This window comes from Neorhizobium galegae (assembly GCF_017877135.1).
GTDB classification, from domain to species: Bacteria; Pseudomonadota; Alphaproteobacteria; order Rhizobiales; family Rhizobiaceae; genus Neorhizobium; species Neorhizobium galegae_A.
On record NZ_JAGIPH010000004.1, the window covers coordinates 460,548 to 475,485 of the forward strand.

Annotated in this window: 15 protein-coding genes and 1 other RNA gene; 4 read left to right on the forward strand and 12 right to left on the reverse strand. The window is 62.3% G+C overall.

Features of this window, described 5'->3' with window-relative positions; all coding sequences use genetic code 11:
- Positions 1-34: 34 nt before the first annotated feature.
- Positions 35-1,834 (reverse strand): ABC transporter transmembrane domain-containing protein, encoded by a 1,800-nt coding sequence (locus tag J2858_RS15050; RefSeq protein WP_348635495.1) that lies wholly within the window; start codon positions 1,832-1,834, stop codon positions 35-37.
- A 180-nt stretch (positions 1,835-2,014) separates the two neighbouring features.
- On the opposite strand from J2858_RS15050, the gene rpmE reads away from it, so the two are divergent.
- A complete protein-coding gene (gene rpmE / locus J2858_RS15055; protein WP_210105611.1) occupies positions 2,015-2,236 on the forward strand; it encodes a 50S ribosomal protein L31 in 222 nt (73 codons plus the stop codon).
- A 145-nt stretch (positions 2,237-2,381) separates the two neighbouring features.
- Entirely contained in the window at positions 2,382-3,260 is an 879-nt protein-coding gene (locus J2858_RS15060) for a D-alanyl-D-alanine carboxypeptidase family protein (protein ID WP_210105612.1), read from the forward strand.
- Positions 3,261-3,350: 90 nt separating this feature from the next.
- Here J2858_RS15060 and J2858_RS15065 read toward each other — a convergent pair whose 3' ends face one another.
- The 11 genes from J2858_RS15065 to J2858_RS15115 all read right to left on the reverse strand — a co-directional run bounded on the left by J2858_RS15065 (position 3,351) and on the right by J2858_RS15115 (position 11,380).
- Complete coding sequence (locus J2858_RS15065) at positions 3,351-3,860, reverse strand: DUF1465 family protein (protein WP_210105613.1); 510 nt, start codon at positions 3,858-3,860, stop codon at positions 3,351-3,353.
- Between the two features lie 341 nt (positions 3,861-4,201).
- A complete protein-coding gene (locus J2858_RS15070; protein ID WP_210105614.1) occupies positions 4,202-4,393 on the reverse strand; it encodes a DUF1192 domain-containing protein in 192 nt (63 codons plus the stop codon).
- A 13-nt stretch (positions 4,394-4,406) separates the two neighbouring features.
- Complete coding sequence (locus J2858_RS15075) at positions 4,407-5,231, reverse strand: TIGR00282 family metallophosphoesterase (protein WP_210105615.1); 825 nt, start codon at positions 5,229-5,231, stop codon at positions 4,407-4,409.
- A gap of 10 nt (positions 5,232-5,241) precedes the next feature.
- On the reverse strand, positions 5,242-5,823 hold the full coding sequence (locus tag J2858_RS15080; RefSeq protein WP_210105616.1) for a 5-formyltetrahydrofolate cyclo-ligase: 582 nt from the start codon (positions 5,821-5,823) through the stop codon (positions 5,242-5,244).
- The gene (locus tag J2858_RS15085; RefSeq protein ID WP_210105673.1) at positions 5,820-7,091 is read right to left on the reverse strand and encodes a hemolysin family protein; all 1,272 of its coding nucleotides are present in this window, start codon (positions 7,089-7,091) and stop codon (positions 5,820-5,822) included. Before J2858_RS15085 ends, J2858_RS15080 begins: the two co-directional genes overlap by 4 nt.
- 188 nt (positions 7,092-7,279) lie before the next feature.
- Positions 7,280-8,326, reverse strand: coding sequence for a sensor histidine kinase (locus tag J2858_RS15090; RefSeq protein ID WP_210105617.1), 1,047 nt, complete (start codon positions 8,324-8,326; stop codon positions 7,280-7,282).
- Between the two features lie 16 nt (positions 8,327-8,342).
- A complete protein-coding gene (locus J2858_RS15095; protein ID WP_210105618.1) occupies positions 8,343-8,780 on the reverse strand; it encodes a response regulator in 438 nt (145 codons plus the stop codon).
- On the reverse strand, positions 8,777-10,279 hold the full coding sequence (locus J2858_RS15100) for a sensor histidine kinase (RefSeq protein WP_210105619.1): 1,503 nt from the start codon (positions 10,277-10,279) through the stop codon (positions 8,777-8,779). Before J2858_RS15100 ends, J2858_RS15095 begins: the two co-directional genes overlap by 4 nt.
- A 234-nt stretch (positions 10,280-10,513) precedes the next feature.
- Positions 10,514-10,672: non-coding RNA, 6S RNA (gene ssrS, locus J2858_RS15105), on the reverse strand.
- Between the two features lie 46 nt (positions 10,673-10,718).
- Positions 10,719-11,096: a cell division protein ZapA gene (locus J2858_RS15110; RefSeq protein ID WP_210105620.1), complete on the reverse strand. Its 378-nt coding sequence runs from the start codon at positions 11,094-11,096 to the stop codon at positions 10,719-10,721.
- A gap of 29 nt (positions 11,097-11,125) precedes the next feature.
- Positions 11,126-11,380, reverse strand: a complete 255-nt coding sequence (locus tag J2858_RS15115; RefSeq protein WP_210105674.1) for a DUF4164 domain-containing protein — start codon at positions 11,378-11,380, stop codon at positions 11,126-11,128.
- 360 nt (positions 11,381-11,740) lie between these two features.
- On the opposite strand from J2858_RS15115, the gene tkt reads away from it, so the two are divergent.
- Together tkt and gap are read left to right on the forward strand one after the other, a co-directional pair.
- A complete protein-coding gene (gene tkt / locus J2858_RS15120) occupies positions 11,741-13,720 on the forward strand; it encodes a transketolase (RefSeq protein WP_210105621.1) in 1,980 nt (659 codons plus the stop codon).
- A gap of 137 nt (positions 13,721-13,857) precedes the next feature.
- A complete protein-coding gene (gap, locus tag J2858_RS15125; RefSeq protein WP_210105622.1) occupies positions 13,858-14,868 on the forward strand; it encodes a type I glyceraldehyde-3-phosphate dehydrogenase in 1,011 nt (336 codons plus the stop codon).
- The last annotated feature ends 70 nt before the right edge of the window (positions 14,869-14,938 follow it).

Below are 14,938 nucleotides of genomic sequence, written 5' to 3' on the forward strand. Positions count from 1 at the left end.
GGGGCACTCGGCGCCCCCGCATCGCCTGACGACCTTACTGAGCTGCGATAAAGCCTTCCATGCCGGCATCGAACTGCAGGCGGGCAAGGTTGGCATAGAGCCCGCCACGCGCCACCAGCTGGCTGTGGCTGCCTTCCTCGACAATCTGCCCGCTATCCATGACCAAGATCCGGTCGGCCTTCAGCACGGTCGCAAGGCGGTGGGCGATGACGATCGTGGTGCGGTCCTGCATCAACCCGTCGAGCGCCTTCTGCACCAGCGTTTCGCTTTCGGCGTCGAGTGCCGAGGTTGCCTCGTCGAGGAGGAGAACCGGGGCATCCTTCAGGATGGCACGGGCGATCGCGAGGCGCTGGCGCTGGCCGCCGGACAGCGTCACGCCGCGTTCGCCGGCCATGGTGTCATAGCCCTGGTCGAGCTTGGTGATGAACTCGTCGGCCTGGGCGGCAATGGCGGCCTGGCGCACCGCCTCGCGGCTTGCCTCCGGCCGACCGAAGGCAATGTTGTCATGGATCGAGGCGGCAAAGATCGTCACGTCCTGCGGCACGATGGCCAGCCGCGCCCTAAGCTCCGACAGCTTGGCCTGACGCAGGTCGACGCCATCGAGCCGGATGGCGCCTGCCGTCGGATCGTAGAAGCGCATGAGAAGCGACAGCACCGTGCTCTTGCCGGCGCCGGACGGGCCGACGATCGCCACCGTTTCGCCCGGGTGGACGGTAAAGGAAAGGTCGTTGAGGGCAATCCCGCTCACCCGGGAGGGGTAGGCGAAGGAGAGCCTATCGAACACCACCTCGCCACGCGCCGGGGCAGGCAGCGCTAGCGGCGTCTGCGGATCGCGAATGGCCGGCACCTCGCGCAGGAGTTCGGTCAACCGTTCGGCGGCGCCACCGGCCTGCGAGAGTTCGCCCCAGACTTCCGACAACTGTCCGAGCGAGCTTGCGGTAATGACGGAATAGAGCACGAACTGGCCGAGCGTTCCCGCGCTCATCGTGCCGGCAAGAACGCTCTGCGCGCCATACCAGAGAACGCCGACAATGCTGCCGAAGATGAGAAGGATGGCAAAGCCGGTGAGCAGCGCCCGCGACCGGATGGCCGTGCGGGCGGCCTGGTAGGCCCGTTCGACGGCGTCTTGATAGCGGGCGGAAGCGGCCTTTTCAGCGCCAAACGCCTGTACCGTGCGGGTGGCCGCGATGGTTTCGGAGGCAAAGGCGGAGGTTGCGGCCAGCCTGTCCTGCGCCGCGCGCGAACGTCCGCGCACCGAACGGCCAAAGCCGACCAGCGGAAACACGATGAGCGGGATCGCCCCCAGGACCAGCGCCGACAGTTTTGGACTGGTGAAGATCATCATCGCCATGGCGCCGAGACAGAGAATGATGTTGCGCAGCGCCTGTGATGCGGCCGATCCGAAGGCGGACTTGATCTGCGTCGTATCGGCCGTCAGCCGCGAGACGATCTCGCCCGACTGGTTGACGTCGAAGAAGGAGGGCGACAGCGACGCCACGTGCGAAAACACCTCGCCGCGCAGATCCGCCACCACTCGTTCGCCAATCGTGATGACATAGTAATAGCGCAGCGCGCTCGAGATCGCGAGCATGGCGGCAAGCGCCAGCAGCATGGCGAAATAGCTGTTGATGAATGTCCCGTCGGCGGCGGCAAAACCGTGGTCGATCATGCGGCGCACGGCAAGCGGCAGGGCGAGCGTCGTGCCGGCGGCAATGGCCAGGAAGGCGCAGGCCGCCATCACCATCCGCTTGTAGCGCAACACGTAAGGAATCAGCCGCCAAAGGGGCTGCGGAGAACGGCGTTTCTTGTCGTTTGTGGTCTGACTATCGCTCACGATGGCCCCGTATTCTGGCCCTTCAAGTGCGGGCGCGGGTACTTGTGCTTTGGGAGACCTTCCTGTATAGGCTCCGCATCGAATTGGGAAGCCGTGGCCGGTCCGGTCTGCGGCTTCATTTATGGGACAGGGTCTCTCGCTGCAATTGCGACAAATGGACCCCGCAGCAGGAAGAGTGACATGAAGGCCAATATCCATCCGGAATACCACAAGATCAAGATCGTCATGACCGACGGCGAAGAGTACGAAACCTACTCCACGTGGGGTTCGGAAGGCGCTGTCATGAACCTTGAAATCGACAGCAAGTCGCATCCGGCCTGGACCGGCGGCAACCAGCAGCTGATGGACCGCGGCGGCCGCGTATCCAAGTTCAACAAGCGTTTCGGCGGCCTCGGCCTCTGATCCGCCTCATCGGGCTTGTCCCGGTGCAGCTGGCATGATGTATTTGAAACCGTCCGGGGATGATGTCTTCGGGCGGTTTTTTCGTTTCCACATCCGTGTTCCCGCCGGCTTTTGAAAGCCTGCGATGCGTAGTCTTGAGGTTTTTATGCTGTCCTTTTCCCGTCTTGCCGCGTCCGCCGCTCTGTCCATTTGCCTGCTCGCGGTCGGCACGTCGTCTGCCTTCAGCGGCCAGGCGCGGTTCCTCATGGATGCGCAAACCGGCAAGGTGCTTGAGTCGGATCATGCAGACGAGCTGAACTACCCCGCGTCGCTCACCAAGATGATGACGCTCTATCTCACCTTCGAGGCGCTGCATCAGGGCCGTCTCAGCTGGGACCAGAAGGTGGTGATGTCGGAAAACGCCAATAACAAGGAGCCGTTCAAGTTCGCCGTCGGCGCTGGCCGCACGATCACCGTGCGCGAGGCGGTGCTGGGGATGGTGGTGCTCTCGGCCAATGATGCGGCCGTGCTGATGGGCGAGACGCTCGGCGGTTCGGAAGCCGGTTTTGGCGTTCTGATGACCCAAAAGGCGCATCAGCTCGGCATGTCGAAGACCGTGTTCCGCAATCCGGCGGGCCTTCCCGACCCTGAGCAGGTGACGACGGCTGAAGACATGGCCAAGCTTGGTCTGGCGCTGATGCGCGACTTTCCCGAGGAGTTCAAGCTCTTCTCCAATCGCACGATCAACTTTCGCGGCATGAAGCTGCGCGGTCATAACGGCGTGCTGAACGCCTATCCGGGCGCAAGCGGCATCAAGACCGGCTATACGGATGCCTCCGGCTATAATCTCGTGACCTCCGTCGATCGCGCCGGCCATCACCTGATTGGCGTTGTCCTCGGCGGCAAAAGTGCGGGCGAGCGCGATGCCGACATGATGGCGATGATGGACCGGCATCTGCCGGCGGTGGTCAAGCCGGCACCGGTGGCCGCCAAGGCGCCGGGAACGAAGACGGTTTCGGTCGACACCGTAAAGCCGAAGACCTGAAAGGGGAGGCGGCGTCCCACTGCAGAGAGAGAAAGAATCAAAAAAGCGGGCCGGGCCCGCTTTTTTCGTAGTCCCGCACCCTATGCCAGCTTAGCTGGTGAACGCTGTGCGCAGGAGATCGAGCTGGGCGCGGACGCTGTTTTCGTTGTCGGGCACGATGGTGTCGTTCGGGCGGTAGATTTCCCGGTCGAGAATGGCCACGCGGTTCTGCAGGCGAAGCGAACGCTCGACGAGATCGCGGAAGGCTTCCGGCAGGTCGCCCCAGCCCGGTGCCATGCGATCGACGTTGAAGCCGTCGAGGCGCACCTTGCTCTTTTCCGACAGGACCTGGTCCTGGCTCATTTCGCCGTTGTTCACGGCTCGCTGCAGCAGAAGCCAGGATGCCATCTGCATCAGGCGTGTCGTCAGGCGCATGGATTCGGCCGCATAAAGCACCGTTGCAAGGCGCGGAAGCACTTTCGAGGCAGCGCGGCCGGGACCGTCGAGATAGGCCGCGGTCTCTTCCACCAGCGACATGCCCTCCGCATACAGAGCCTTGAACTGCGACGAGTTAGCGGCGCGGCCGGCGAAACTGACGGTATTCAATACCTGTTCTGACATCGAGATTATCCTGCTAACGCATTCACTTGTTCAGCAATGACGGAAGCGGGCAAAAAGTTCCGCGCCCCGCCGTTCATGCCCAGAAGATGATACCACTAGCGGAAATCCGCAAGGCAATTCTTAAGGAAGGGTTAATTCCCACAGTTTCCACAAGGACATAAAAAAAGAGCCGCAAAAGCGGCTCTCAAGGTAAAACAGGGAGAATCAGACCAATTCGCCGACTGGAGAAACCGTCTGAGCCCGGCAGAACCGGACAGCTGCATAATTACCGGAAATGCTTAATATCCACTTAAAGCGCGCCTCAGCAGCAAAGGCGAGCGCCGTTGCCCGGCGAACGCGGGTCAAAGCTTGAACAGCTGGTCCGCAGCCTTGCGGCCCGCCTCCTTCGTCTTGCGTTCCGCCAAAAGACGCTGGATTTCCGCTTCAAGAAGCGCCACACGCAGGTCGATCTCCTCGACCGACAGCAGCGACAGATCGCTGCCGATCTCGTGCTGTGACGGCTTTTTCGGGCGGTCGTCGTCAAAGAGGCCCATCGTTTTTTGTCCTTTAGCGCCAGAAGTCCGGAATGGTTTCGGTGAGGCGCGGACCGATGCGCAGAGGCGCGATCTTTTCCGCAAGCCCCGTCGTGTCGGAGATTTCAACGCCGACGCCGCAGATGGTCGCCGGGCCGCTGGCTGCCTCGAAACGGCCCTTCGGCATCTTGGAAATGAACCGGTTGAGCGGCTCTTCCTTTTCCATGCCGAGCGACGAATCGTAATCGCCGCACATGCCGGCATCCGACATATAGGCCGTGCCGCCGTTCAGGATCTGGTGGTCGGCGGTCGGTACATGCGTGTGGGTGCCGACCACGAAGCTTGCGCGCCCATCGACGAAATGGCCAAAGCACTGCTTTTCGCTGGTTGCTTCGGCGTGGAAGTCGAAGATGATCGCGTCCGCCTGTTCCTTCAGCGGGCAGGCGGCAAGGATCGCTTCGGCGCTTTTGAAGGGGTCGTCGAGTTCCGGATGCATGAAGACGCGGCCCATGACATTGGCGACGAGCACGCGCGCACCATTGCGGGCATAGAAGAGGCCCGAGCCGCGACCGGGCGTGCCGGCCGGGTAATTCGCCGGGCGCAAAAACTGATCGTGGCGGCCGGCAAAGCTCACGGCTTCCTTCTGGTCCCAGACGTGGTTGCCGGTGGTGACCACGTCAGCACCGGCGTTGACGGTTTCGAGAAAAATGTCCTCGGTAATGCCGAAGCCGCCAGCGGCATTTTCGCCGTTGACGATGACGAAATCGAGTTTGAGGTCGGAGACGAGGCCGGGCAGGCGATCCCAGACGGCCGTGCGGCCCGTCTTGCCTACCATGTCACCGAGAAAAAGAAGTCGCATGCCGATCCGATCAAGGGTTGAAGCGTCGAAGGCCGCTTTCGGTCAAGACCGCGTGCAGCCGGACATCATGGGTTTCTGCCGGAACAGATGCCACTTCCTGACAATCGAAGGCAATGCCGATGAGGCGCGGAGAGAGGCCTTTTCTGTGCAAACGGTCAATGGCGCGGTCATAATAGCCGCCACCATAGCCGATGCGCTGGCCTTTGCCGTCAAAGGCGGCGAGCGGCACCAGCATCAGGTCGGGGTCGAGCACGGCCGCTTCCGGTCCCGGCCCATAGGTGCCAAACCCCATCGGCACCAGTTCTGCGCCGGGAAGAAGCTCGCGAAAGACGATGGTTTCCTTGTCGAGGATGACGGGAAGGGCAATGCGGGCACCGCTCTGCCGGAGCGTCGAGAGCAGCGGCCGGATATCGGCTTCCGAGCGGATCGGCAGAAAACCGGAGACGACGGCAAACGCCTCGTCCCGCAGCGCGGCGCTGCCATGATCGGCGATGGCGAGGCTTTTTTCGATGCGCTCGTCCGCTGACAGCGCGTCGCGCTCAAGAAGCGTCTCCTTGCGCAGCTGCGCTTTTTCCGCGCCGCTTCCGCTCATGCGTCCTCGGCCAGTTTGCGCACGAGCAGCTTGTCGATGCGCCGGCCGTCGAGGTCGATCACTTCGAAGGACCAGCCGTTCCAGATAAAGCTTTCGCCAAGTTGCGGCAGGTGCTTCAATTCATCGAGCACGAAGCCGGCGACGGTTTCGTAATCGGGATCGTCCTTCATGGTAAAGCCCATCTGGTGGGCGAACTCGTCAACCGGCATCCAGCCGGCCACCAGATAGGAGCCATCCTCGCGCAGCACAACGGCCGGCTCCTCGATATTGTCTTCCTCGAAGACGCCGGTGATGGCTTCCAGGATGTCGCCGGAGGTGACGATGCCTTCGAAATGACCGTATTCGTCATAGACCAGCACCATCTGCGCGGATGTGCGGCGAAGGCCCTGGATCACGTCGATGGCACCGGTCAGGTCGGAAACAACCGGCGCCTCGCGCATGCGGTTGCGGATATCGAGGTCGAGCCCCTGGGCGATGGCCTCATAGGCATCCTTGACAAACAATACCCCGAGGATTTCGTCGGAGGAACCGTTGCGGACCGGAAGACGGGAGCGCTGCGTGTTGCGCAGCTGTTCGCGGATCTCGGAAAGGTCATCCTCGATGTCGATCACCTCGACGTCGCGGCGTGGCGTCATCAGGCCGCGCGCCGTGCGGTCGGCGAGGCGCATGACGCCGGAAATCATCGCCGATTCTTCCGATTCGATGACGCCTGCGCTATGGGCTTCGGCCAGAACGCTGCGGATTTCCTCATCCGTCACCCGGTCGTCGGACTGGCCCTGCTGGCCGAGAAGCCGCAGCACGGCCCGTCCGGAGGCATCGAGCAGCCAGACGAGCGGCAGCGACACTTTCGACAGCACGACCATCGCTGGTGCCACACGGGCCGCGACATTTTCCGGCGCACGCAGCGCGATCTGCTTGGGCACCAGTTCGCCGAGGATCAGCGACAGGTAGGTGATGGCAACGACAACCGTGCCGACCCCAAGTCCGTCGGAAAGGGCAGGAGAGAGCCCCTGCGTCTGCAGCCAGCCGGCAAGGCGCGCGCCAAGCGTGGCGCCGGAAAAGGCGCCGGACAGCACGCCGACCAGCGTGATGCCGATCTGGACGGTGGACAGGAAGCGGCCGGGGTTTTCGGCAAGGCGCATCGCCATGGTGGCGCCCTTATTGCCCTGTTCGGCCATCATCTTCAGGCGGATGGGGCGCGAGGAGACAACCGCCAATTCCGACATGGCAAGAACGCCGTTCAGAATGGTAAGGCAGACGACAATCAGAATTTCGGTTAACAAGAGACACTCTTCGGTTACAGTCAAGGACCATGGCCGCACGACACGCGGCGATCCCGGATCAGCACGCTAACCGGCTGATCCTGCCGGCCACAACCCACGGAAACAGCGGTTGACGGGGTGGCAGGCTGACGTTGCGGCAATCTTAACGGTCAGGTCCTGCCATTGCAACAGGATCAGCCGGCATCGGCGGCCAATTCGAGGCTTAGCTCTGCTCGCGTGCCGACAGCGGAGGGCACGTAACGGATGGCCGACCCAAGCGTGGCGGCCATGGAGCGCACGATGCGGCTGCCGAGACCGGTGCCTTTCGGGCTCGATCCTTCCACCAGCCCGACGCCGTCATCCTCGACGGCAAGCAGCGCCTGATTGTCGCCACTTCGGGTGAGCATGACGCGCACCTCGCCCTCGACGCCGGCCGGATAGGCATATTTGATGGCATTGGTCAGAAGTTCAGTGACGATCATGCCGACGGATACGGCACGGTCTGAGGTCAGCGAGACCGGCTCGGCTTCAAGCCGGATCGACGGCCCCTGGCTTTCGATATTGACCGAGCTTTGCACCTCCTGCACGAGCGTGCCGAGGTATTTGTCCATCTCGACATGGCGCACGTCGTCGGAGGTGTAGAGGCTGCGGTGCATGCCGGCGATGGCGGAAATGCGCGCCTGCGTTTCCGACAGCGCCTCGCGCACCGTCTCGTCACGGCTGTTGGTAGCCTGCAAACGAATGAGGGCCGCCACCAGCGCAAGGCTGTTGGCGACACGATGGTTGACTTCCGCCAACAGGACCTCGGCTCGTTCCTTGCCGAGGCGGATCTCCTGCTCGGCGCGCTCCTTGGCGCGGCGAAGCTCGGCGGTGGCAATCGCATGGGCCAGCGCACTGTCCATCAGCGACCAGAATTCGTCGCCCACGGTCTTGATGACATAGTCCGATGCGCCGTTCTTCAGCGCGTCCACGGCAATCGTCGCTTCGCTGGAACCGGTGACATAAATGGTCGGAACGACCCGTCCGCGGGCGTTGAGGGCCTTCAGAATGTCGAGCCCGGTTTCGCCGCGCAGATAATGATCGAGCACCACCGCATCGAACTTGCCCGCATCCAGGGCCGCCAGACAGCTTTCACTATCAACGACATGGTGCACGGTGTAGCCGACGCGACCGAGAGACCGTTGCGCGAGGCGCCCGAGCGCCACGTCATCGTCAACATATAGGATGGTCTTCTGCGGCATCGGCTCCACGGGACGTTCAGGGTATTTGCATGACGGAGAAGAACAGGCCCAACTGCCGGATGGCATTTGCAAAGCTGTCGTAATCCACCGGCTTGGTGATGTAAACATTGGCGCCCATGTCATAGCAGCGCTGGATTTCCCGCTCGTCATCCGTCGTCGTCAGGATCACCACCGGCAGCCGCTTGGCATGCGCGTTGGATTTCACCTTTTCCAGGATGTCGATGCCAGACATGTCCGGCAGGTTGAGATCGAGAAGGATCAGCATGTAGCGGTTCTGGATATTGTCGCCGCTGCGGTCCGCACCCAGAATGTAGTCGAGGGCCGCGTTGCCATTGGTGAACGGCACGATCTCGTTGTTGACGCCGGCGCGGCGCACGTTCTTCTCGATGAGGCGCGCATGGCCCTCATCATCTTCGACCATGACGATCGTCACTTCGCGACCTGCTGCCTTCATGCCCCATCACTCCTGACATACTGGGATAAATCCATCGGCAGGCGGATGATGAAGGTCGATCCGCCGCCGAGCGTGGAGGAGACCGTAATTTCCCCGCCTAAATTTCTGACTAATGATCGCACATGTGCAAGGCCAATTCCTTCGCCGGGGCTGTTTTGCAGGCCGGAGCGGCGAAAAAGCTCGAAAACACGCTCGTGATCTTCCGGTGCAATGCCGCGTCCGTTGTCAGACACCTCGATGCGCAGCGCGTTCCGGCCGACGGAAAAGGCCCGCACGGTCAGATTGAGCGCGCGGGTAGGGTCCTTGTATTTGACCGCATTGTCAAACAGGTTGCCGAAGATCTGTTCCAGCGAGAAGCGGTCGGTGATCAGCGGACGGGCCGCCGCAACCGCGATCGACACCTCGCCGCCGCCTTCTGTCACCTGATGATTGATGCTGTCGGCGGTGGCTTCCAGCAGCGACTGCAGGTTGACGGGCTCCGGCTTCAGTTCGCGCCGGCCGTCGCGGGAAATTTTCAGGATGGCGTTGATGAGGCCGTCCATTTTCTTCGTCGAGGAGCGAATGAACGAGATAGCTTCCGGCAGGTCTTCCTCCACCGCAAGACGGGCCTCGCGCAGTTCGTCGTCACGCAGGGTTTCTGTGTTCTCTGCAAGCACGTAGGTGCGGATGGATTTCAGCGTCTGTTCCAGCTCGCTGGTAAAGCCCATGATGTTGACGAGCGGGGCGCGCAGGTCGTGCGAGACGATATAGGCATAGCGCTGAATCTCCCGGTTGGCCTGGATGAGGTCGTCGGTGCGCTCGTTGACGCGCTCCTCGAGCCCGGCATTCAGTTCCTCCACCTCGCGGTGCGCGCGCGACAGCTCGCGCACATGCTGCATGACGACGGCGATGGCGCCGCCGACAACGGCCATGATCACCAGGCCGCCGCCGATGGTGAACCATTGCAGCATCGAGGCGACGTCGCGCAGTTCCTGCACGCCGGCCGTCAGCTTGCGGTCGAGATCGCTGATCAGGCCGGCAAGCTTGCTGCTGATGTCCTCCATCATCTTCTGGCCGCGGGCATCGCGCACGATGTCGATCGCAGCGTCGAACTTGCCGCTGGTGGCCAGATCGACCGTCGATTTCATCTCGTTGAGCTTTTCGGCGAGAAGCGCGTCGAACTCGTCCATGGAGAAGCGCACGGCGGTCTGGGCGGTATAGGCTTTCTCCAGCCGTTCCCGCTGCTCGGCCATGCCCTCAGTGGCGGCCGTGTAGGGCTTCAGGAAGCTTTCGTCGCCGGTGATCAGATAGCCGCGCTGGCCGGCTTCCGCCGAGCGCAGATAGAGCATGGTATCGGCCGCGGCACTGCGCAGCGCGCGAAGGCGCACCACGTCATCGAAATAGGTCTGCGTCATGCGCGACAGCACGACGGACGAAACGACGATGGCGGCAAGAACGGCTGCGCCAATGATGAGCATCAGCAGCGACGAGCGTGCAAACTTGGAATTTGAAAATGGCATGGTACGCGAAAAACCTGTCCCCTGGTTGCGGGAAATGGGTCAGTACCCGCGCCTTTCAAGGGGCCGCAGCCAAAAGCCCTGTGTTTTTCATGCATTTATCGACAGAACGGGCCGAGCCGCTATTTCGCGGGAGTCCCGTCAAGGGTCGCCATGGCACTCCAGCAAGTGAAGGACTGCCGAGCTGCGCAAAAACCTGCTGACAGGCGAGAAGCTTTTGACCAGGAGGAGGGAAGGGTGCGATCCACGGCGACCGATGGATGTTTACGATCCTGGGTGCCTACAAACGTAGGTGGGCGCCATATGTCCAAGCCCACGGGCCTGGTCAGGGACAGCTCCCTTTGGATCGAGTATGGCCCCAGGGATTGTGGTTCCTGTCGGGAAGCGCAGACCGCATCAGCAATATAGGCGAGGAACGATGTCGCCGCCAGTGGTCCGGACGTTAATTCGTCGGTGCCTGCGGGCGGGCGTTGAGTTTTGCGGTAATACCGTTCAAGCGGGCGGCGAGTTCGCCGATGGCGGCGGCGATGGCCTGCTCGCTCTGCAGCTGTTGCTCGACGGCGCCTTCGCGGCTGTGGCGCAGCCCGACAAGTTCGTTTTCAAGCGCTGCGAGGCGTCGTTCGGCTTCGGTCAGTTCATCCATCACCATGATGCCGGCCATGACGGTGACACGCAGGTCTCCGATTTCGCCGAACTGGCTTTTGAGGTGGCCGACATAGCGGTCGAAACGCGCGGCGAGATCTTCCAGATGGCTTTGCTGCCCTTCCTCGCAGGCCATCCGGTAGGCCTTGCCGTCGATCATCACTGTGACTTGCGCCATGCGGTTACTCTACCCTCTACCTGACTGCCTTACCGGTCGAGAACGGCGCGGATGGTTTCCATGGCCGTCACCAGGCGGCGGGAGACCTCGCGGTTGACCTCCTCCAGCCGGTTCGCGCGAAATTCCGACTGGTCGAGTTCCTGTGCAAGACGTGCGCGATCGGCATGGACGCGACGCACTTCGTTTTCCACGTCGCCCGCTTCCCGTTGGCGTTCAACGCGCATGTCTATGGCGTTTTCCAGGCCGTTCACGGCGTTGCGAAGCTCGGACAGGGCTGCATTCAACGTTTTTTCCACGGCATCCTGCTGGTACTCAAAGGCCCGCCAGGGCAGTCACGAATCGTGATGACCCGCTGTGTGGTCTGCCTTCTACAGTAAGCGTGGCGGATGAGGCGGTCAATCAACCCGGCAGGGGGCGGCATCGCTTACCTGTGGATCGCGTTGTTTTGCACTGTTTTTTCGGCCTGGGCCTCCCATCGGGCGCGTCGTGCGGCCCGTGATCCGACGGAGGCGCCATATGTCGCGGGAACGGATCGGGGAACATGCCGTTTGTTGACTTGGCCGTCGCACCTGATAAGGATCGACCGCGCCTCATTTGGTCCTTCAACAGGACCGCGATTGACACTGCGAACCAGCGGGCTAGCCATGACCTCTCCAGAAAAACATAACCGGATGGCGAACGCGATCCGTTTCCTTGCCATGGATGCTGTCGAGAAGGCCAATTCCGGCCATCCAGGCTTGCCGATGGGGGCGGCCGACGTCGCAACCGTTCTGTTCAGCCGCTACCTGAAGTTCGATCCGAAGAACCCGCTCTGGCCCGATCGTGACCGCTTCGTGCTGTCTGCCGGCCACGGCTCGATGCTGATCTACTCGCTCCTCTATCTGACCGGATACGAGGACATGACGATCGAAGACATCAAGCAGTTCCGCCAGCTAGGGTCCAAGACCGCCGGCCACCCGGAATACGGCCACGTCTCCGGCATCGAAACCACCACCGGTCCGCTCGGCCAGGGTATCGCCAATGCCGTCGGCATGGCCATTGCCGAAAAGAAGCTCTCGACGGAGTTCGGCAGCGACCTGCAGAACCACCATACCTATGTTCTGGTCGGTGACGGCTGCCTGATGGAAGGCATCAGCCAGGAAGCCATCGCGCTTGCCGGCCACCTGAAGCTGAACAAGCTCGTGGTCTTCTGGGACAACAATTCGATTACCATCGACGGTGCCGTGTCGCTGTCGGACTCGACCGACCAGATCGCACGCTTCAAGGCCGTGCACTGGAACACGATCGAAGTTGACGGTCATAACCCGGACGAGATTGCCGCGGCCATCGAGGCTGCGCAAAAGTCCGATCGCCCGACCTTCATTGCGGCCAAGACCATCATCGGTTTCGGCGCGCCCAACAAGCAGGGCACCCACAAGGTTCACGGCAACCCGCTCGGCGCCGAAGAAATCGCTGCGGCCCGCAAGTCGCTGAACTGGGAATCGGAAGCCTTTGCCATTCCGGCCGACGTGCTGGATGCCTGGCGTCTGGCCGGCCTGCGCTCCACCAAGGCGCGCAAGGAATGGGAAGAGCGTCTGGCGGCCACGGCCTCTGAAAAGCGCGCCGAGTTCGTGCGCCGTTTTGCCGGCGACCTGCCGGGCGGCTTCGACAGCGCCATTGATGCCTTCAAGAAGAAGGTGGCCGCCAACAATCCGACGGTTGCCACCCGCAAGGCCTCGGAAGATGTGCTGGAAGTGATCAACGGCCTGCTGCCGGAAACCTTCGGTGGCTCGGCGGACCTGACGCCGTCCAACAACACCAAGACCAGCCAGATGACGTCGATCAGCCCGAACGACTTTTCCGGTCGCTACATGCACTGGGGCATTCGCGAGCATGCGACGGCGGCTGCCATCAACGGGATTGCGCTGCATGGCGGCCTCATTCCCTATTCCGGCGGCTTCCTGATCTTCTCCGACTACTGCCGCCCCTCGGTGCGTCTTGCCGCTCTCATGGGCATTCGCGTCGTGCATGTGTGGACGCACGATTCCATCGGCGTTGGCGAAGACGGACCGACGCACCAGCCGGTCGAACATCTCGCCGCACTGCGTGCCATCCCGAACCTTCTGCTCTTCCGCCCGGCCGATGAGACCGAAACGGCCGAGTGCTGGCAGATTGCGCTCAACCAGAAGCATCGCCCCTCGGGCCTGGCGCTCACCCGCCAGAACCTGATGCCGGTGCGCACCGAGTACGAGGAAAAGAACCTCTGCGCCAACGGTGCCTATGAACTGGTCTCGTCGAGCGATGCCAAGGTCTCGATCTTCGCGTCCGGTTCGGAAGTCGAACTTGCGGTGAAGGCCGCCCAGGCGCTTGAGGCGAAGGGCGTTGCAACCCGCGTCGTCTCCGTGCCCTGCGTCGAATTGTTCTTCGAGCAGAGCGAGGACTACCGCCGCGCGATCATTGGCCACTCGCCGGTGAAGATCGCCGTGGAAGCGGCCGTGCGCGAGGGCTGGGATGCCTTCATCGGCCATGATGGCGCCTTTATCGGCATGAAGTCCTTCGGGGCCTCGGGTCCGGCCAAGGAGCTGTACAAGCATTTCGGCATCACGGTCGAAGCCGTGGTGGCGGCTGCCGAAGCCAAGCTTTGAGTTGATCTAGGTCCAGGCAGCAGCGCCGCCTGCGCTTTAAAGTCCAGGTAACGGCGCGGCTGCCGCATCCATCTGGCGAGGCGCCGCCGGCGCCTCGCAGTTTCGATAAAAGCCCATTTTCGAGGGAGTGAATGCATATGACTGTCAAGGTTGCCATCAATGGTTTCGGTCGCATCGGCCGCAACGTCCTGCGCGCCATCGTCGAATCCGGTCGTACGGATATCGAAGTGGTTGCCATCAACGACCTCGGCCCGGTCGAAACGAATGCGCATCTGCTGCGCTACGACTCGATCCACGGCAAGTTCCCGGCTTCGGTCGAAGTCTCGGGCGACACGATCATCGTGGGCGGCGGCAAGCCGATCAAGGTGACGGCCGTTCGCAACCCGGCGGAACTGCCGCATGGTGAACTGGGCGTCGACATCGCGTTGGAGTGCACCGGCATCTTCACCTCGCGCGACAAGGCTGCCGCGCATCTGACGGCCGGCGCCAAGCGCGTCATCGTCTCGGCTCCGGCCGATGGCGCGGACCTGACGGTTGTCTTTGGCGTCAACCACGACAAGCTGACCAGCGAACACCTGGTCATCTCCAACGCCTCCTGCACGACGAACTGCCTCGTGCCGGTGGTCAAGGTGCTGGATGACGCGCTGGGCATCGATCATGGCTTCATGACGACGATTCACTCCTACACGGGTGACCAGCCGACGCTCGACACCATGCACAAGGATCTCTACCGCGCCCGCGCGGCAGCGCTCTCGATGATCCCGACCTCGACCGGCGCTGCCAAGGCCGTTGGCCTCGTTCTGCCCCACCTCAAGGGCAAGCTCGACGGCACCTCGATCCGCGTGCCGACCCCGAACGTCTCGGTCGTCGACTTCAAGTTCGTCGCCAAGAAGACGACCTCGGTCCAGGAAGTCAACGATGCCATCATCGCTGCCTCCAACGGCGCGCTGAAGGGCATCCTCGGCTATACCGACGAGCCGCTGGTGTCGCGCGACTTCAACCACGACAGCCATTCCTCGATCTTCGCGCTCGACCAGACGAAGGTTCTCGAAGGCAACTTCGTGCGCATCCTGACCTGGTACGACAACGAGTGGGGCTTCTCCAACCGCATGTCGGACACGGCCGTGGCGCTCGCCAAGACCATCTGATTGTCATCCGACGGATGAACGAGGGGGCGGCCGACCGGTTCGGCCGCCCTTTTGCGTTTGAAGAATTGCC

Bases quoted from the DNA above. Each gene is read 5' to 3' on its own strand.
- rpmE (WP_210105611.1), top strand. From the start codon at position 2,015: ATGAAGGCCAATATCCATCCGGAATACCACAAGATCAAGATCGTCATG.
- J2858_RS15060 (WP_210105612.1), top strand. From the start codon at position 2,382: ATGCTGTCCTTTTCCCGTCTTGCCGCGTCCGCCGCTCTGTCCATTTGC.
- J2858_RS15065 (WP_210105613.1), bottom strand. From the start codon at position 3,860: ATGTCAGAACAGGTATTGAATACCGTCAGTTTCGCCGGCCGCGCCGCT.
- J2858_RS15070 (WP_210105614.1), bottom strand. From the start codon at position 4,393: ATGGGCCTCTTTGACGACGACCGCCCGAAAAAGCCGTCACAGCACGAG.
- J2858_RS15075 (WP_210105615.1), bottom strand. From the start codon at position 5,231: ATGCGACTTCTTTTTCTCGGTGACATGGTAGGCAAGACGGGCCGCACG.
- J2858_RS15080 (WP_210105616.1), bottom strand. From the start codon at position 5,823: ATGAGCGGAAGCGGCGCGGAAAAAGCGCAGCTGCGCAAGGAGACGCTT.
- J2858_RS15090 (WP_210105617.1), bottom strand. From the start codon at position 8,326: ATGCCGCAGAAGACCATCCTATATGTTGACGATGACGTGGCGCTCGGG.
- J2858_RS15095 (WP_210105618.1), bottom strand. From the start codon at position 8,780: ATGAAGGCAGCAGGTCGCGAAGTGACGATCGTCATGGTCGAAGATGAT.
- J2858_RS15100 (WP_210105619.1), bottom strand. From the start codon at position 10,279: ATGCCATTTTCAAATTCCAAGTTTGCACGCTCGTCGCTGCTGATGCTC.
- J2858_RS15110 (WP_210105620.1), bottom strand. From the start codon at position 11,096: ATGGCGCAAGTCACAGTGATGATCGACGGCAAGGCCTACCGGATGGCC.
- tkt (WP_210105621.1), top strand. From the start codon at position 11,741: ATGACCTCTCCAGAAAAACATAACCGGATGGCGAACGCGATCCGTTTC.
- gap (WP_210105622.1), top strand. From the start codon at position 13,858: ATGACTGTCAAGGTTGCCATCAATGGTTTCGGTCGCATCGGCCGCAAC.